This is a genomic window from Streptomyces malaysiensis subsp. samsunensis, from assembly GCF_024519315.1.
Classification (GTDB): Bacteria; Actinomycetota; Actinomycetes; order Streptomycetales; family Streptomycetaceae; genus Streptomyces; species Streptomyces malaysiensis.
The window spans coordinates 1-17752 of record NZ_JANIIC010000066.1; the positions used below are offsets into that span (position 1 = coordinate 1).

Consider the following 17752-nt stretch of genomic DNA (forward strand, 5'->3'; position numbering starts at 1 on the left):
GGGGCGGAAAAACCCAGCCCGCGGGGGGGGGGGGGGCGGGGGGGGGGGCGGGGCCCCGGGCGGGGCCTGGGGCGGAGCCCCGGTTCGGGAAGGGGCGGGGTGGGGGATCAGCCCTCGGCGGGCGAAGTGGGGGGGATCAGCCCTCGGTGGGCGGGGCCGTGCTGGCGCGGACGACCAGCTGCGTGGCCAATTCGACCCTCGGGGACTCGATCTCCTCCCCCCGCGCCTGCCGCAACACCGTACGAGCAGCCAACTTCCCCATATCCGCCAACGGCTGGCGAACCGTCGTCAGCGGCGGCGCCGACCAGCGGACCTCGGGCAGATCGTCGAAGCCGACGATGCTCACATCCTCCGGAACCCGCAGCCCCCGGCGGCGCAGCGCCTCGATCGCCCCCAGGGCCATCTGATCGCTGGAGGCGAAGACCGCGGTGGGCGGGGAGTCGGTGTCCATCAGCTGGTCGCAGCCGTGGAAACCGGACTCGTGGTAGAAGTCGCCCTGCGCCACCAGCGAAGGATCGAACGGTACGCCCGCCGCCTCGAGCGCCGCGCGATGGCCGTCCAGCCGGGCCCGGCTGCACAGCAGCCGGGGCGGACCGGCGATCAGGCCGATCCGCCGGTGGCCGAGGCTCAGCAGATGTTCGGTGGCGGCCATGCCGCCCGCCCAGTTGGTGGCCCCGATGGTGGGCGCCTCCAGCGCGGGGGAGCCGGCCGGGTCGACGACCACGATCGGCACGTTCAGCCGCCGCAGCTCCTCGTGGACCACCGGCTCCAGTACGGACGTCACCAGGATCACCCCGTCCGAGGCGCGGGCCCGCAGATTCTTCAGCCACTGCCGGGCCGAGCCCGCACGGCCGTGGATCGCCGAGACCACCGTGCCCACCCCGTCCCGGTGCGCGATGTCCTCGACGCCCCGGATGATCTCCACCGCCCAGGGGCTGTCCAGATCGTTGAAGACCAGGTCCACCAGGGCGGCGCGGTCGCCGGGCGCGCTCTGGCGGCGGCGGTAGCCGTGGATCCGCAGCAGGTCCTCGACCCGGGCCCGGGTCTCGGGCGAGACATCCGAACGGCCGTTGACCACCCGGGAGACCGTGGGCACCGACACCCCGGCCTCCTGGGCGATGGCCGTGATCGTCACCTTGGGCCGGGCGCCGCCCTCGGTGCCCCTGCTCTCCGTAGCCATTTCCGCCTCCTCCATTGACGGGAACCATCCCCGCCTCTGACTTTCCGGGGGCGCACCCTCGGAACCTTGCAGAAGTCTTCCGGAAAACCGGATCAGACGTGAAGAGACGAGAGAGGGACGTCCCCATGAAGGTCCTGAGCTTACGCAGCGCCGCGCGGCGCCGAAGCCTCGGCCGGGGCTGGGGGAGGGGCGGCGATCGAGGAGCGGGGCTTAAGCGTGAGGCGGAAGCGGGGGCTCAGACGATGGGCGTTGGTACCGACACCGCCGCGCGCGTACGCGTGGCATACGCCTGGACGCCGACCATCTCGTCGTCCAGACACCGCCCCGTCTCCAGGTCGAAGCGCTGCTTCAGCAGCGGTGAGGCGACGAACGGCCGCCCGTCCGCCGAGCCCAGCAGCCCCCGCGAGAGGACATACGCCCCGCTGAACGGGTCGCGGTTGCCGATCGCGTACGCACGTCCCGAACGGTCCAGGAAGACCGCCACCTGGGCGCCGTCCGGCAGCAGGGCGGCCACCCCGCGCCCGGGGGTGAGGTCGGTCAGCTCACAGATGGCGAACCACCGCTGGTCGACGAGGAGTTCCACGCGGACCGCGGTCCGCTCGGCTCCGGGTGCCAAGGTCATCGGCTGGCAGTCCCTTCGAGAGTACGGACGGGGATGGTGGGGCCGGACAGGACCGTCAGATCCGGCTTGACCTGGTCGCGCTCGGGCACGAACCGCACCGTCGGGTCCGGTGCCTCCGGCGCGTTGACGAAGGAGACGAAGCGCCGCAGCCGCTCCGGATCGCCCAGGGTCTCGGCCCACTCGTCGCGGTAGCCGGCCACATGGTCGGCCATCAGCGCCTCCAACTCGGCGCACAGCCCCAGCGAGTCCTCGACCACCACATCGCGTACGTGGTCAAGACCGCCCTCGATCCGCTCCAGCCAGGCCGAGGTGCGCTCCAGGCGGTCCGCGGTGCGGATGTAGAACATCAGGAACCGGTCGATGAGCCGGATCAGCTCCTTGTCGTCCAGGTCCTGGGCGAGCGGATCGGCGTGGCGCGGGTCCGCCCCGCCGTTGCCGCCCACGTACAGATTCCAGCCGTTGGACGTGGCGATCACGCCGAAGTCCTTGCCGCGTGCCTCCGCGCATTCGCGGGCGCATCCCGAGACGGCCGACTTCAGCTTGTGCGGTGAGCGCAGCCCCCGGTAGCGCAGCTCCAGGTCGATGGCCATCCGGACCGAGTCCTGCACCCCGTAGCGGCACCAGGTCTGCCCCACGCACGACTTCACGGTGCGCAGCGCCTTGCCGTAGGCGTGGCCCGACTCGAATCCGGCGTCCACCAGCCGCGCCCAGATCAGCGGGAGCTGGTCCACCCGGGCGCCGAAGAGGTCGATCCGCTGACCGCCGGTGATCTTCGTATAGAGCCCGAAGTCCCGGGCCACCTCGCCGATCACGATCAGCTTCTCCGGGGTGATCTCCCCGCCGGGGATCCGGGGCACGATCGAATACGACCCGTTGCGCTGGAGGTTCGCCAGGAAGTGATCGTTGGTGTCCTGGAGCGCGGCCTGCTCGCCGTCCAGGACATAGCCGCTCGCGCCCAGCGTCGGGGCCAGCGAGGCGATGATCGAGGCCACGGCGGGTTTGCACACCTCACAGCCCTCGCCCTGGCGGGCCTCCGCCCGGCCGTGGCTGTCCAGCAGCCGTGCGTAGGTGGTGATGCGCAGGGTGCGGACGATCTCGTACAGCTCGGCGCGGGTGTACCCGAAGCAGCCGCACAGCCCCTTGTCGACGCTGACGCCGCTCGCCTCCAGCTCGTCGTTGACCAGCGAGGTGAGCGCCTTGACGCAACTGCCGCAGCCCGTGCCCGCCTTGGTGCACTTCTTCACCTCGGGGACGGTGGCGCAGTGGTGGTCGGTGACGGCCGAACGGATCGCGCCCTTGGTGACGTTGTGGCAGTTGCAGATGATCGCCTCGTCCGGAAGCGCCGACGGGCCGAGGGCGGCGGGCGCGCCCAGCCCCGCCGGCAGCACCAGCTGTTCGGGGGCGACGGGCGGCACCGAGCCGGTGAGCGGCCGCAGCATGCCGTACGACTCGGCGTCGCCGACCAGCACCCCGCCGAGGAGGGCGCCGTCGGCGCCGACCACCAGTTTCTTGTAGACGCCCGCGCGGGAGTCGGAGTAGACGACGTCGAGGCAGCCGTCGGCGGTGCCGTGGGCATCGCCGAAGCTGGCCACGTCCACGCCGAGGAGTTTGAGCTTGGTGGAGGTGTCGGCGCCGGTGAAGTGTCCGGGCGTTTCCGTGGTTTCGGTGGCCTGGGGGGCGATTGTGCCGGCCGCGACCTCGGCCATCTCATAGCCGGGTGCGACCAGCCCGTACACCCGGCCATCGGCGGCCAGCGCGCATTCGCCGATCGCGTACACCGCCGGATCGCTGGTGCGACAGCGCTCGTCCACCGCGATCCCGCCGCGCTCGCCGACCTCCAGACCGCAGTCGCGGGCCAGCTGATCGCGAGGGCGCACGCCCGCCGAGAAGATGACGAGGTCGGTGTCGATGGACGAGCCGTCGGACAGCGTCATGGCGGTGACCGCGCCGTCGCCGTCCGCGGTGATCTCCTTACCGCCCACGCCGGTGTGCACGATCAGGCCCATGTCCTCGACCGTGCGGCGCAGGGCCGTGCCGCCGCCCTCGTCCACCTGGATGGCCATGAGCCGTGGGTTGAACTCCACGATGTGGGTGGTCAGCCCGAGCCCCTTGAGCGCTCCGGCGGCCTCCAGGCCGAGCAGTCCGCCGCCGACGACGACGCCGGACGCGCAGTTCTTGGCGTACTCCTCGATCGTGAGCAGATCCTCGATGGTGCGGTAGACGAAGCAGCCGTCGCTGTCGCGGCCGGGGACGGGCGGGACGAACGGGTACGAGCCGGTGGCCAGCACGAGCGTGTCGTAGGCGACGGTCAGCCCGGAGCGGGCGGTCACGGTGCGGGCGGCGCGGTCGATGGACTCGGCCGGGTCGCCCAGGTGCAGCTCGATGCCGTTCCGGGCCATGAAGCCGTCCTCGACGAGGGAGAGTTCATCCGGGGTGCGGCCGGAGAAGTACGAGGTCAGCTGGACTCGGTCGTAGGCGGGGCGGGGCTCCTCGCAGAGCACGACGACGCGGGCGGTCTCGGTGACCCTCCGCTCGGCCAGCGCTTCGAGGAACCGCTGGCCGACCATGCCGTGGCCGACCAGCACGATGGTGGGGACGGCGGCGGTCGTGGCGACGGCCTCGGCGGCGATTTCGGGGGCGGTTTCGTCCTTTGGTGCGCTCGGTGCACTTGGGGTGCTCGGTGCGCTCATCGTCAGGAGCCTCCATCGTTGGTCAGCAGGTGGAGCAAGGGGGTGGCGGGGAGCGGCTCATCGCCCTCCCAGGTCCGGGCGAGCGCGCCGACGGTGCCGAGATCGCCGAGAAGAATGCCGCCGAGAAGGCGGTCTCCGCGGACCACGACTTTGCGGTACGTGTTGCGCGTGGCGTCCGTGAGGTGAATGACGTCGTCGCCGGGGGCGGGGATGGGATTGCCGAAGGCGGCGAGATCGAGGGGGCCGGGGGCGGAATGCGCTTCCGCGGCCGCGGTGGTGACGGCGAGGGTTGGGCTGCTGGGCACTGCGGTGAGCGTGAGACGGGTGAGGGCGCGGGTGCCGGTGTAACGGGCTGAGTTTTCGTCGCCGGGTGCGGGGCCTGTATGCCGGGCTGAGTTTTCGTCCCCGGGTGCGAGGTCCCTGTTCCGGGTTGAGCTTTCGTCCCCGGGTGCGGCCCGGCGGCCGGTTTGTGCGCACGTGTTGCGCGTGGCGTGGTCGGTGGGTGCGAGGTCCCTGTGTCGGGCTGAGTTTTCGTCCCCGGGTGCGGCCCGGTGGCCGGTTTGTGCCCACCCGTTCCTCCCCCAGCTACCGCTGGGAGGTGCCCCCTCCGCGGAACGATTGCCCACAAACCGGTCTGCGTCAGCGGCCCCCGGGACGGAGCCCTGGCGGGGTTCGGCACCCCAGCCGCCCTGGGACCCAGGGGCGGAGCCCCGGTGGGGGGCCGGGGGGCGGAGCCACCCGGTTTCGGGGAGGGGCGGGGTGGGGGAGAGGACCCGCGCCAGCACGTCCGCCTGCTCTTGCGCCGCCCCCGCCAAGCCGTACACGACCCCCGCGTGCTCCGCGCAGTCGCCAATCGCGAACACCCGCGGGTCACTCGTCCGCAGCTCGTCGTCGATGACGATCCCGCGCGCCACCTCAAGCCCGGCCGCCCGCGCCAGCCCCACCCGTGGCCGGACCCCGCACGCCAACACGACCAGGTCCGCCTCCAGGGCGTAGCCGTCGGCCAGCTCGACGGCGCTCACCGCCCGCGCCGCACGCCCCCCGCCGTCCCCGCCGTCACGGCTGCCGCCGCTGCCCCTGCCGTCCCGGCCGTCTCCGCCATCTCCGCCATCTCCGCCGTCCCCGGCGTCCCCGGCGTCCGCGGAGTGGGTGCGTAGGCCGCGGACCCGGCACTCGGTGTGGGTTTCCACGCCCAGCGCCGCCATATGCCGTCGCAGCAGCCGTGAGGCGTCCGGGTCCAGCTGGCGTTCCATCAGGTGTTCGCCCTGGTGCGCCAGGACCACCTGGCCGCCGCGCTGGGCCAGTGCGCGGGCGGCGGAGACGCCGAGGAGGCCGCCGCCGATGACGACGGCACGGGCGCCGGGGCGTACGGCCGCGCCGAGGGCCAGGCAGTCGTCCATGGTGCGGAAGGCGTGGACGCCGTCCGGCAGGTCGTGGCCGTCCGGTTCGAACAGGCCGCGCAGCGGCGGCAGCACCGGGTTGGAGCCGGTGGCCAGCACCAGCGCGTCGTACGGTACGCGGCGGCCGTCGTCGCACAGCACCTCCGCCGTGGGGCGGTCGACGCGGACCACCCGCACCCCGCCGAGCCGCCGTACCCCGGCGGCGGGGGCGGGGAGGGCGATGACCTCGGGGGCGTATCGCCCGGCGAGGACCTCGGCGAGGAGCACCCGGTTGTACGCGGGGTGCTGCTCCTCGCCGATGATCGTGACCTCGACGGCGAGCGAGCCCGTGCCCGAACCAGAATCCGACCCGGCGCCCAAGTCTGACCCGGCGCCCGAGCCGGGACCTGCGCCCGAGTCCGAGCCCGTGCCTGGGCCCGGCCCGCCGCCAGAGTCCGACCTGGCGCCTGGTCCCGGACCAGCGCTCAAGTCCGACCCGGGGCCCGAGCCGGGACCAGCGCCCGCCCCCGGACCAGCGCTCAAGTCCGACCCGGGGCCCGAACCCGACCCAGCGCCCGCGCCCGACCCAGCGCCCGGACCCGACCCCGGCCCCACCACCCGCCCAGCCAGTTGCTGTGCCAGCCGTGTGCCTGCCAGTCCGCCGCCGACGATCACCACCCGGCGGCGGTGCGGGCTCATCGGCTCCCTGTACGACTCCATGCCAGGAAGCGTGCGGGGCGCCTGTTACCCGACCGCATCACCTCCGTTTCCCGGAGGCAACGCTGCCCTCAGCGCATCCCCTCAGCCGCTGTGAGCCACCCCGGGGCGGGACCCCAGCCGGATGGGGAGCCGTTGCGGGCTGTTGCCGACGAAGCTGGGGTGCGGGACCAGTTCCTCGTCCGGGACCGCGAGGTCGAGGCCGGGGAAGCGGGTGAAGAGGGCTTCGAGGGCGATCACGGCCTCCATCCGGGCCAGCGGGGCGCCCAGGCAGAAGTGGGCGCCGTGGCCGAAGGACAGATGGCGGGCGCTCCGGGTGATGTCGAAGCGGTCGGCGTCCGGGCCGTAGGCCCGCTCGTCGCGCCCGGCGGCGGTGTACGAGACGAGCACGGGCGTGCCCTTGGGGATGACCGCGTCCCCGACCGGCAGGTCCTTCGTGGGGTAGCGGAACGGGAAGTAGCTCACCGGGCCGTCGTACCGCAGCGTCTCCTCGACCGCGTCCCCCCAGGTCGCGGTGCCGGAGCGGATCAGCTCGAGCTGGTCGCGGTGGTTGCACAGGGCCCGTACCGCGTTGGTGATCAGATTGAGGGTGGTCTCGTGCCCGGCGATGATCGTCAGCATCAGGGTGCCGATCAGCTCCTCCTCGCTGAGCCGGTCGCCGGTCTCCGCCCCGTCGCGGACGTCCCGTGCCGCGATCAGCGCGCTGGTGAGGTCGTCCCCGGGGTCCTTGAGCCGGGCGGCGGCCACCTGGCCGAGGACCGCCACCATCTCGCGGTTGGCGGCCGGGACCCGCTCCGGGGCGGTCCGGGTGGAGACGATCTCGTTGGACAGCTCGTGCAGCCGGTCCTGGTGCACGTCGTCGACGCCCAGGAGCCGGCAGATCACGCTCATCGGCAGCGGCAGCGCGAAGTGGCGGCGCAGGTCGGCCACCCCGTCCGGATCCGCGGCGGCGGCCCCGGCCAGCCGGTCCAGCAGGGTGGCGGTGAGCTCGTGGACCACCGGGCGCAGCGCCTCCACCCGGCGCGGGGTGAACGCCCGGGTCACCAGGGACCGCAGCCGCTTGTGGTCCTCGCCATCCGCGGTGATCATGCCCCGGACGGTGGCGAACGTCCGCATCGGCCAGCCGGGCGGGAGCTCGTCGTTCTGCAAGGCGGCGAAGTGGCAGGCGTTCTTGGCCACGTCGGGGTGGGTGACGAAGTCCTTCAGCTCCTCGTGCCGGGTGATGGCGTACGCCGGTACGTCACCGGGCAGCAGGACCGGGACCGCGGCTCCGCGGGCGCGCAGCTCTTCGTTGACCGCGTGCTGGCGCGCCCCGGAGGCGTCCAGACGGTGCGGTGCGGCGGATTCGGCGTGCGACACGGGGCAGCGGCCTTCGGTCATCTGCGGTCTCCTGCGGGGGAGTCGGGGGCGGGCCGTTCGGTCGGAGGGCGGGCCGTTCGGTCGGAGGGCGGGCCGGTCAGTCGGAGGGCGGGCCGGTCAGTCGGAGGGCGCGGCCGGTGAGCCGGGAGCCGGAGCCGAGGCCGGGGCCGGAGCCGAAGCCGCAGCCGGAGCCGAAACCGAGGCATCAGCGGCGAGCTGCGGCGCGGAGAACCGCACGGGCAGCTTGGCCAGGCCCTTGGACCAGGGCGAGGCGATCCACGGAAGCAGTTCCTCCGGCACCGCGATCTCCATATCGGGCAGCCGGTGGCGCAGGGTGTCCACGGCGGTGCGCGTGATCAGCCGGGCCGGGTCGCGCGCCGGGCAGCTGTGCGGGCCCGCGCCGAAGGCGAGGTAGGAGCGGTTGCCGACGACCGGACGCCCGTCCTCGGGCAGCACCTCCGGGTCGGCGCTGGCGCCCGCGAGGCCGAGGATGAGCATGTCCCCGGCGCGGATGTCCTGGCCGCCGAAGCGCAGATCGCGGGTGGCGTAGCGGCCGGGGAAGTTCTGGGTGGGCGGCTGCCGCCACAGCACCAGGTCCAGGGCGTCGTCCACGGTGAGGTGGCCACGGGACAGCGAGGAGCGGAACGCGGGGTCGGTGAGCAGGATCTGGAGGGTGGAGGCGATCCAGTTCACGGTGGTGTTGTTTCCCGCGACGATGATCACCACGAGGTTGTGCAGCACCTCCTCGTCGCTGAGCCCGGCGGGGTGCTCCAGCAGCCAGGACGTCAGATCCGCGCCCGGCCGCCGCTTCTTCGTGGCGATCAGCTCCAGCAGGATCTGGCCCATCCGCTTGTTGGCGCCGGTGGCGGCCACGGTCGGGGCGACGATCGTGGTGAGCGTCTCGACCAGCTCGGCCCCGTTCTCCTCGTCCAGCCCCAGCAGTTCGGTGACGACCTGGAGCGGCAGGATACGCGCGTAGCTCTCCACGAGGTCCGCCGCGTGCCGGTCGGCGAACCCGGCGACCAGCCGCTCCGCGGTGGCCCGCACCGTACGGATCAGCTCATGGCCGTCCACCCGCGCCAGCGCGTCGGCCACCGCCGAGCGCATCCGGCGGTGCGCCGCACCGTCGGCGAACAGCAGCGCCGGGCGCCAGCCCACCAGCGGCATCAGCGGTGAATCGGCCGCCACCCGGCCCTGGCGCAGCGGGGACCAGCGGCGCGGGTCATGGGAGAAGTACTGTTCGTCGCGGGTGAGATGGAGCAGTTCCCGGTGGCCGATGACCAGCCATGCCTCGACCCGGGGCGCGATCTCCACCGGGACCACCGGACCGTGGTCGCGCCGCATCCGCTCGTAGAGCTCGTTCAGCGGACCGTCGAGCGCGGTCCCGTACAGCGGCACCCGCGAGGCGGCCCGGGCGGTCACGACGCCTCCGTGAGCGTTTCGATCAGATGTGAGACCAGCGAGATCAGCGCCTTGACCGAGGACTGGTGCTCACGGGCGTCACAGATGACCAGCGGGGTGTGCGGGAGCAGATCGAGCGCGGAGCGCAGATCGTCCTCGCTGTGCGGTTTGCTGTCCGGGAAGGCGTTGACCGCCACGGAGAACGGCACATCCAGGTCCTCCAGATGTCCGATCGCGTCGAAGGACGCCTCCAGATCGCGGGTGTCGACCAGCGCGAGCGCGCCCAGCGCACCGCGCGCCAGGTCCTTCCAGGCGGGCAGGAACCGCTGCTGGCCGGGGGTGCCGAAGAGGTACAGCACCAGCTCGCCGCCCAGGGTGATCCGCCCGAAGTCCAGCGCGACGGTGGTCGTGGTCTTCGACGGCCGCACCTTGGTGTCGAGCCGGGCCCCGGCCTGGCTCATCGTCGCCTCGGTGGAGAGCGGCTTGATCTCCGACACCGTGCCGATCAGCGTGGTCTTGCCGACGCCCATCGGGCCGACCACGAGGATCTTGGCCGCCCCGGCCACGCTGGACTGCACGTACATGACGGGTGTGTCGTCCATGTCATCCATGTCGTCCGTATCGCCCGTCTCGTCCGTCTTGCCTGTCTCGTTGGTGTGGTCCATGCGGGTCGTGCGGTCAGGGTGGCCCGGCCGGGCCGTGTGATCCATGTTCGTCGTTGTGCCGTCCGTACCGGCCATCGAGACCTCAGAGCTTGCTCTCAAGCCCATCGAGCACCTTCCTCAGCAAGTCCAAATCGGCACGTTTTCGCTTGACCACCCGGATCGGCGGACGCGCCACGATGTGCCCCCAGTCGATGAGATCCGCGAGCAGCACCTGCACCACTGGCGGGGCCTGACCGAGATGGGCGGCGACCTCCGCCACCGACAGCAGCCCCTGGCAGAAGTCGGCGATCCGCCGGTACTCGGGCTGAAGATGTGGAGGCAGCGCGTTTCCGGACGCCATGACGAGCGTTTCCAGCGGCAGGGCTTTCCGTGAGGAACCGGCCCGCCCCCGTGTGATCACGTAAGGGCGTACCGCGGCCGTGGTGCGTTCCTCGCCGGGAAAGCTCATGACGTCGGGTGGCCCTCCCGTGGCCGGCTGCTCAGATGGGCACCGATCTTCGCGACCAGTAACTGCATCTGCTGGGCCACCAGACCGACATCCGCGTCCGTATCGGTGGCCACCCCCAGCGAGGCGCCCTGACCGGCCGAGGTGAGCAGTACGAACCCGCTGTCGGACTCGATCATCAGCTGTCGCACCCCCGCGTCGTCGCCGAACAGCAGCGACACGGTGGACTGGCTGGTCACCGTCAGCGCGGCACACGCGGCGGCCAGCGACTCCGCCTCGTCCACGCCGATCCGGGACACCTCGCCGGTCAGCCCCTCTGCGGAGTCATGGCCCATGCGCAGGCCGTCCTCCGAGACGACGACGGCATGCCGCACCCCGGGAATCCCGGTCAGCGGACGCAGCATCCACCCAACATCGGGCAGCCTGGATATGGTTCCGGCCACTACCAGCCTCCTTCTCGGTCTTCTCGGTCCGGACTCGGTTCATCCCCGAGCGGTACGGCCCGCGTCTCCGCCTCCTCCGCCTCCGCCCGTCCGCGGCGGGTTCCGGAGACGACGCTGGTGATGGAGGCGCGGGCGGCCTCGGGTGTCCAGGGGGCCACGGCCGGCGGGATGGGCGCGGCGCCGGAAGCGGTGGCCGTGTCGGCCGGGGCGGTGCCGGTGGCCGGACGGCGGCGGTTGCGGCGCCGGGGCAGTCCATCGCCCAGCGGCGCGGGGACGCCGGGCGCGTCGGGCACGGACACACCGTTCAGCGGGCCGCCCCCGGCGGGGCCCGAGGCGGCCGGGCCGAGACCGGCGCCGCCCGCGTCCTGGTTCACCTTGCCGACGACCACGGGCTCCACGACCACCGGCTTGTGGTCCGCCGCCCTGACGGCGCCCGCCGGCTCGGTCAGCAGCCGGTGCGGTACGAAGACCACCACCCGCGTACCGCCGTACGCCGACGCCGTGGACAGCTCCACGCCGAAGCCCAGCTCGCGCGACCAGCGCCCCACACAGGCGAGTCCCAGCCGTGGCACCGCGCCCAGCTGGGCCAGGTCGAGACCGTCCCGCAGCTGGCCCACGGCCTTCTCCAGCACGTCCGGCGGCATCCCGAGCCCCGCGTCGTCGATCTCGATTACCGCGCCCGCCGCGACCTCGCGGACGGCGACCGCGACCTGGGTGCGGGAGGGGGAGAACACCGTGGCGTTCTCCAGGAGTTCGGCCACCGCGTGCATCAGGCCCTCCACGGCGGGGGCGACCGCGTAGAGGTTCTGCCCGCCGTGGACGTCCACCCGGCCGAACTCCACGATGCGCGACTGCGCGCCCCGCACACAGTCGAAGAGCGACACCGGCCGGGTCTCCCGCCGCGCGGGCCAGATCCCGCACATCACCAGCAGCGTCTGTGCCTTACGGGTCATCTGGGCGGCGGCGTGGTCCGCCTTCATCACCTCGCCCATCAGCCGCGCGTCCTCGACATGCTGCTCGAGGCCGTCGAGGACCTGCTGCTGGACCATCGACATGGCGTGCATATTGCGGGCCACGGACTCGAACGACGCCTGGACGGAGTCGCGCAGGATCCGCTCCCGGCGCGCCGCCTCGTCCAGCTCGGACCGTACGGCGGCCAGCCGCTTGACCTCTTCGCCGCGCTCGGCCGCCAGCGTCCGCTCTTGTGCGGCATTGGCTCGTTCCCGTGCGGAAACGGCTCGTTCTCGCTCGTTCGCCCTACGCGCGTCCTGGAGCGCGCGGCGCAGTCTGACCACCCAGGTGAGGAACAGGGCGAACACCAGTACCAGCACCGCGGACGCGGCCAGGATGACGGCCCCGGTCCCCGACAGCACCTTTGACACCTCCATCTGGGACACGGCCAAGAAAGGGCAGATACTACTGACCAACTGATCAGTCTGGTCCGGTAGTTGCCAAACTCTCATGACTGGCAAGCCGCGTCCGCACCGGGGTCGGGGTTCGGCTACCCCGCCCGTGGCAGGCGCAACAGCAGGCGAGCGCCGCCCCGCGGGCTGGTGAGCGCCGTAAGGGTGCCGCCGTGGGCGTGAGCGATGTCATTGGCGATGGCGAGGCCGAGACCGGTGCCGCCGTCGTGGCGGGCCCTGGCATCATCCAGCCGGGTGAACCGTTCGAAGACGCGTTCGCGGTCGGCCTCGGGTATACCCGGGCCGTCGTCGTCCACGGCCAGTTCGACCGTGCCGCCTTCGACCGCCACGCCGACCGAGACCGTGGTACGGGTGTGCCGGCGGGCGTTGTCGGCGAGGTTGGTCAGCAGCCGGGACAGCTGCACCCGGCTGCCGGTCACGACGGCCACCCCCTCCTGGTCCCCGTCCATCGTGAGCGCGCCCGGATGGCGGCGTACCTCCTCGGCCGCCAGCGCGCCGAGATCCACCGCCGCGGTGGGCGGCGCCTCCTGGGCGTCGAGCCGTGCGAGCAACAGCAGATCGGAGGCGACGGCCTGGAGCCGGTCGGTGTCCCGCAGCGCCTTGTGCACGGCGGTCGGCCAGTCGGTGCGCGACGGACGGGCCAGAACCAGTTCGAGCTGGGCGCGCACGGCCGCGATGGGGCTGCGCAGTTCATGCGAGGCGTCGGCCACGAACTGACGCTGCCGGGTCATGGCCCGGTGCAGCCGGTCCAGCGTGGCGTTCATGGTCCGGGCCAGCCGGTGGATCTCGTCCCGCGCCGGGGGCACCGGTACCCGGCGGTGCAGAGCGCGCTCGGTGATCTCGGTGAACTCCTGCCGCATCGCGGCCACCGGCCGCAGCGCGCGTCCCACGAGCAGCCAGGTGAGACCCGCCACGAACAGCACAAGACCGGCCGCCGCGGGGGCGGCCTGGCGCAGCAGCAGCCCGGTGGCGCTGTCGAGGGAGGTGGTGGAGGGGCTCACCTTCACGCTGTACGGCTGCCCGGCCCCGGGGGGCTCGGCGAGCTCGGCCGGAGGCGTCGAATGCCAGGTCGGCTTTGCCGCGGAGGGGTCCGTCGGGGCCACGGGGGTGACCGTCCGGCCGGAGGCGTCCTTGATCGTCACCTCGCCCGGGGCGACGATGAACGCCCGCTTCGGCATCGTCTGGGTACGCCCCAGCTGGCCCTTGATGGCGACGGCGGCCTTCTGGGCGTCCAGGTCGGCGCTGGCGCGGAGGTTGTGCTGAAGGGCCAGCACCAGGGCCAGCATGCACAGCGCGATCGCGAAGGCCACCGTCCCCGCGGCCGCCAGCACGGCCTTGGCCCGCACGCTCAGCCCGGACGTCGGACGACGTGGGCGGCGCGGCGCCGCGTCCGCCGGCTCGTCCTCGGGTGCCATGTGCTGCCCCACCGTCTCACCCTCCGTCGCGGGCCAGCAGATAGCCCGCGCCCCGTATCGTGCGGATCGACTTCCGTCCGTACGGCACATCGATCTTCCGGCGCAGGCTCCGGATGTAGACCTCGACCAGGTTGGCCCCGCCGTCGTACGCGGTGTCCCAGACGCTCTGCACGATCTCGGACTTGGAGACCACCTGCCCGGCGCGCCGCGCGAGGTACTCCAGCACGGCGAACTCCTTGGCCGTGAGCGTGACCTCCTCCGTGCCCCGCGCACAGGCCAACGCCGCGGGCTCCAGCCGCAGATCGCCCATTTCCAGCACCTCGGGCCGGTCCAGTCCGCTGCGCCGCATCAGGGCCCGCACCCGTGCGATCAGGACGACGAAGGAGAACGGCTTGGTCAGATAGTCGTCCGCGCCCACATCGAGCCCATCGGCCTCGTCGTACTCGCCGTCCTTGGCGGTGAGCATCAGGATCGGCGTCCAGTCGCGCTCCTCGCGCAGCCGCGAGCACACCTGATAGCCGGAGCAGCCGGGGAGCATCACATCCAGCACGATCGCCGCGTATTCGCCGGACCGGGCGAGCGCCAGGCCGCTCGGCCCGTCCGCCGCCGTCTCGATGGTGAAACCCTCCTGCTCCAGACCCTCGGTGAGCAACTCGCGGAGCCGGGCGTCGTCTTCCACCACCAATATGCGCACGCTGTCAGAATGGCATGCGAAAGCTGAGGCTCCGCTGAATCCGGCACCGGGTTCAGCGGGGCCTCAGGTGGTTCAGCGTGGGCTCAGCATCGGTACGCGACGGTGGGTGCGCCGACGGATCAAGGGTCCTTCGGCAGCCAGTTCCACTCCCCGAACGAAGGAGAGCTGTGCCCATGTCCCGTACCCTGCCCCGTGCCTCGGCCGCGAAGCGGCGCGGTGTCGTACTCGCCCTGGCGGCCGGCGCCCTGGCACTGGGGGCCGCGGCCCCCGCCTCGGCCTCCCAGTCCTCCTCGGACTCGGGCTCCGCCGCCAAGGGGAAGACGTCCCACGGCCCGGCCCTCTGTGTGATCCGGGCCGACGACGACAGCGCCACGCCGACCACGCCGACCACGCCGGCTGAGCGGGCCAAGTCGGTCAAGCTGGCCGAGGCGGGCAAGGCCACCGCGGTGTCGAAGGACCGCACCCACGGGCACGACGACACCTGCATCGTCATCCCCGCCTTCCCGACCGATCCCGGTAAGACCTGCAAGGTCGTGGTGATCAAGCGTGGCACCGGGAAGACGGACTCCATCCCCGCCTTCCCCACGAAGCCGGGCAAGCCCAGCAAGCCGGGCAAGCCGGGGAAGCCCGTGCCCACCAAGCCCGGCAAGCCGGGTAAGCCGGGTAAGACCTGCGTGATCGTCCTGCCCAAGGACGGGCACCGGGCCGCCAAGCCGTCCGATGTCGCGAAGACCGCGGCGGTCGAGGCGATCCGCTCGACCCGCTCCTGACCGATCGGCCGGCCAAGTGGGGGGTCGGCCGCTCCAAGGCCCGGCGCGCATGGCGCGCCGGGCCCTTCCGCGCTGGTGGGCGTACGACGGGCCGCACGACCCGTAGCTCGTCGGCCAGTTGCTCGCAGGCCGTCGCCAACGGGCCGGAAAGCTCAAATCCTGCTCTGAAACGGCATTGATCTGGGTTCATTACCGCTCAGAAGGACAAAACTGACGGTAATTGAGCAGCTCGGATGGACGTGGATGGACATGGATGGACGGGGGCATTCCGATGTGGGCCATATCCAGACGCCCCGCCTCGGCGGAGCCACAGGCGCTGGACCTCTATGACATCGCCTATCTGGTGGGCGGGCGGCGGTGGGTGATCCAGACCGTCCTGATAGCGCTCCAGGAGCGCGACGCGATCACCCTCCGCCGGTCCCGGATACGGACCACGGCGGGTGAGACCGCCGAGCACCCGGTGGAGCGCGCGCTCATCGAGCTGTGCCCCCGTTGGAAACCGGTGGACCAGGTGGTCACCGCGCTGCTGCGCGGACCCGGGCTGGAGGAGATCCGGCACCGGCTCGCCGCCCGCGGTCTGCTCACCCGTCTCCGGGGCCGCCCCACCCGCACCGGCAGGCGCCGCGTGGAAGTGGCCGTACGGGAGGGGGCGCTCCCCGCGTACGTCTTCTACGGCCCCCTCGTCGTCCCGGAACCGGCGCGGCGCAAGGCCGTCAGCGCGGCGATACCCATCCCGACCGGCGACCCGGCCTACTGGGACCGGAATGTCCTTCTCGCCTATGACCCGGTCTACCCCGACCACGAGTCCTTCTACGAGGCGCACGCATGGGGCGACGACCATGGCGGCCATCATGGCGGAAGCCATGGCGGCGACCACGGCGGTGGGCATGGCGGCGACCACGGCGGCGGCCACCACTCCTGCGGCGGTGGTGGCGGTGGTGGTGGCAGCGGCGATTAGGCGGCCGGGCCCGCCGTCAGGCGGTGGCCGCCGCCTCCTCATAGGGCGTGGGACAGCCATGTGTGGCGGTCACGGCGGTCAGCAGCACCACCGAGTCCTCCAGCGCCCGCAACCCGTGCCGTTCGTGCGGGATCCCCTGCACCTGGCCCGCGATGAGATCCATCCGGTCACCGCCGCCGGTCAGCCGCACATGCCCGTGCAGCACCTGGAGACTGGCCGCTGGAGGGGCGTTGTGCTCATCGAGCTCGCAGCCGGAGACCATGGCGATCACGCTCTGCCGCAGCGGACCGTCATGCAGGAACAGATGTGCGCTGCGCCCGTGCGGATCGGACTTCGCCTGGTCCAGATGGTGGCGCGCGAGCGTGGTGAGGTCATCCATGAGTGTCCCTCGATCGGTCCGGTCTGATCGTCGGCGGGTTCCCTCAATCCTTACCGGCTAGCGTGGTGAGCGCCAGTTCGCAGCCGCGCCGTGGCATCGCGCCGTGGCATCGCCGTGGAGAGAGGTCCAGCAGCAGTGGCCGACTATCTGACCGTACTGACCACCACCGACACCCCGGAGAAGGCCGAGGCGCTGGCCCGCGGGGCGATCGAGGCCCGGCTGGCGGCCTGTGCGCAGATCAGCCAGCCCGTGACCTCCGTATACCGGTGGGAGGGGACGGTCGAGACGGCGGCCGAGTGGCAGGTGCTGTTCAAGACGACCACCGCGCGCTACGACGAACTGGAGGCCCATATCCGCGAGGCGCACGACTACGAGACGCCCGAGATCATCGCTACGCCGATCGTGAACGGCGGCGAGGACTACCTGGCGTGGGTGGTGTCGGAGACGACGATCGGCTGAGAGCCGGGGAGACGGCCGGGGCAGGCCGAGCCCAGGGGCCGATGCCCGGGACGCCGACTCAGCGGGAGCCGGAGCCGCGCTCCGCCAGCGCCTCCTCGATCCCCCGCTCCCGCGGCCCCAGGAAGTGCGGATCAGGCTCGAACGCCGCGTCCAGGGCCGCCTTGCCCGCCGCCACGACCTCCCGCGTGCCGCCGAAGTACCAGGTCACTTCGTGCGGCTCGTCGACCGCGACCCCGTACGCGTCGATGCCCGCCGCCCCGCACAGCGCCAGCGCCCGGCGGACATGGAACCCCTGGCTCACCAGCACCGCCTTGTGCACCCCGAAGATCCGCCGGGCCCGGCTGCACGAGTCCCAGGTGTCGAACCCCGCGAAGTCGCTCACGATCCGCCGGTCCGGGACCCCGCGCTTGACGAGGTACGCGCGCATGGCATCCGGTTCGTCGTAGTCATGGCGGCTGTTGTCCCCTGTGACCAGCAGCGCATGGACCCTGCCGCCCTTATAGAGCCGTACGGCGGCGTCCAGCCGGTGCGCCAGATACGGCGACGGCTCCCCGTTCCACAACCCCGCCCCGAAGACCACCCCCACCGGGGCCGAGGGCACATCGGCGACCGTACGGATCCGGTCGTCCGTGCTCAGCCGCAGCCAGGTCGCGGGGAGCAGGGCCACTACGCACACCAGGACGCTCACCCGCACCAGCCGCCGCCACCCCAGCCGCGTCCTGGGCAACCGCGCCCGCAACCACCCCGGCATG

The 17752-nt window shown here is 72.2% G+C and carries 17 protein-coding genes; 3 read left to right on the forward strand and 14 right to left on the reverse strand.

Features of this window, described 5'->3' with window-relative positions; genetic code table 11:
• Nucleotides 1-136: 136 nt before the first annotated feature.
• From NQU54_RS39185 to NQU54_RS39240, 12 genes are all read right to left on the reverse strand, one after another.
• Nucleotides 137-1180 (reverse strand): LacI family DNA-binding transcriptional regulator, encoded by a 1044-nt coding sequence (locus NQU54_RS39185; RefSeq protein ID WP_257635160.1) that lies wholly within the window; start codon nucleotides 1178-1180, stop codon nucleotides 137-139.
• A gap of 235 nt (nucleotides 1181-1415) precedes the next feature.
• Nucleotides 1416-1802, reverse strand: a complete 387-nt coding sequence (gene nirD / locus NQU54_RS39190) for a nitrite reductase small subunit NirD (RefSeq protein WP_257635161.1) — start codon at nucleotides 1800-1802, stop codon at nucleotides 1416-1418.
• Nucleotides 1799-4369, reverse strand: coding sequence for a nitrite reductase large subunit NirB (gene nirB / locus NQU54_RS39195; RefSeq protein WP_257635198.1), 2571 nt, complete (start codon nucleotides 4367-4369; stop codon nucleotides 1799-1801). Before nirB ends, nirD begins: the two co-directional genes overlap by 4 nt.
• Before the next feature lie 125 nt (nucleotides 4370-4494).
• The gene (locus tag NQU54_RS39200; RefSeq protein WP_372506258.1) at nucleotides 4495-6252 is read right to left on the reverse strand and encodes an NAD(P)/FAD-dependent oxidoreductase; all 1758 of its coding nucleotides are present in this window, start codon (nucleotides 6250-6252) and stop codon (nucleotides 4495-4497) included.
• 420 nt (nucleotides 6253-6672) lie between these two features.
• Nucleotides 6673-7968: a cytochrome P450 family protein gene (locus tag NQU54_RS39205; protein WP_257635162.1), complete on the reverse strand. Its 1296-nt coding sequence runs from the start codon at nucleotides 7966-7968 to the stop codon at nucleotides 6673-6675.
• Nucleotides 7969-8064: 96 nt separating this feature from the next.
• Entirely contained in the window at nucleotides 8065-9369 is a 1305-nt protein-coding gene (locus tag NQU54_RS39210) for a cytochrome P450 (RefSeq protein WP_257635163.1), read from the reverse strand.
• Nucleotides 9366-10112 (reverse strand): GTP-binding protein, encoded by a 747-nt coding sequence (locus NQU54_RS39215; RefSeq protein WP_257635164.1) that lies wholly within the window; start codon nucleotides 10110-10112, stop codon nucleotides 9366-9368. Before NQU54_RS39215 ends, NQU54_RS39210 begins: the two co-directional genes overlap by 4 nt.
• Nucleotides 10096-10461 (reverse strand): DUF742 domain-containing protein, encoded by a 366-nt coding sequence (locus NQU54_RS39220; RefSeq protein WP_257635165.1) that lies wholly within the window; start codon nucleotides 10459-10461, stop codon nucleotides 10096-10098. The genes NQU54_RS39215 and NQU54_RS39220 overlap by 17 nt, the downstream gene beginning before the upstream one ends.
• Nucleotides 10458-10901, reverse strand: a complete 444-nt coding sequence (locus NQU54_RS39225; protein ID WP_257635166.1) for a roadblock/LC7 domain-containing protein — start codon at nucleotides 10899-10901, stop codon at nucleotides 10458-10460. Before NQU54_RS39225 ends, NQU54_RS39220 begins: the two co-directional genes overlap by 4 nt.
• Nucleotides 10901-12274, reverse strand: a complete 1374-nt coding sequence (locus tag NQU54_RS39230) for an ATP-binding protein (RefSeq protein ID WP_372506260.1) — start codon at nucleotides 12272-12274, stop codon at nucleotides 10901-10903. Before NQU54_RS39230 ends, NQU54_RS39225 begins: the two co-directional genes overlap by 1 nt.
• Before the next feature lie 128 nt (nucleotides 12275-12402).
• Nucleotides 12403-13740 (reverse strand): ATP-binding protein, encoded by a 1338-nt coding sequence (locus tag NQU54_RS39235; RefSeq protein ID WP_257635167.1) that lies wholly within the window; start codon nucleotides 13738-13740, stop codon nucleotides 12403-12405.
• Nucleotides 13741-13756: 16 nt separating this feature from the next.
• Nucleotides 13757-14434, reverse strand: coding sequence for a response regulator transcription factor (locus NQU54_RS39240; protein WP_069866088.1), 678 nt, complete (start codon nucleotides 14432-14434; stop codon nucleotides 13757-13759).
• 173 nt (nucleotides 14435-14607) lie between these two features.
• On the opposite strand from NQU54_RS39240, the gene NQU54_RS39245 reads away from it, so the two are divergent.
• Together NQU54_RS39245 and NQU54_RS39250 are read left to right on the forward strand one after the other, a co-directional pair.
• The gene (locus tag NQU54_RS39245) at nucleotides 14608-15204 is read left to right on the forward strand and encodes a hypothetical protein (protein WP_257635168.1); all 597 of its coding nucleotides are present in this window, start codon (nucleotides 14608-14610) and stop codon (nucleotides 15202-15204) included.
• A gap of 253 nt (nucleotides 15205-15457) precedes the next feature.
• Entirely contained in the window at nucleotides 15458-16162 is a 705-nt protein-coding gene (locus NQU54_RS39250) for a TIGR04222 domain-containing membrane protein (protein WP_257635169.1), read from the forward strand.
• Between the two features lie 16 nt (nucleotides 16163-16178).
• Here NQU54_RS39250 and NQU54_RS39255 read toward each other — a convergent pair whose 3' ends face one another.
• Nucleotides 16179-16541 (reverse strand): cupin domain-containing protein, encoded by a 363-nt coding sequence (locus tag NQU54_RS39255; protein WP_079257534.1) that lies wholly within the window; start codon nucleotides 16539-16541, stop codon nucleotides 16179-16181.
• A 135-nt stretch (nucleotides 16542-16676) separates the two neighbouring features.
• Here NQU54_RS39255 and cutA point away from each other — a divergent pair, with 135 nt between their 5' ends.
• Nucleotides 16677-17000: a divalent-cation tolerance protein CutA gene (gene cutA, locus NQU54_RS39260; protein ID WP_093704334.1), complete on the forward strand. Its 324-nt coding sequence runs from the start codon at nucleotides 16677-16679 to the stop codon at nucleotides 16998-17000.
• Nucleotides 17001-17058: 58 nt separating this feature from the next.
• Here cutA and NQU54_RS39265 read toward each other — a convergent pair whose 3' ends face one another.
• A complete protein-coding gene (locus NQU54_RS39265) occupies nucleotides 17059-17751 on the reverse strand; it encodes a SanA/YdcF family protein (RefSeq protein WP_257635170.1) in 693 nt (230 codons plus the stop codon).
• Between the last annotated feature and the right edge of the window lies 1 nt (nucleotide 17752).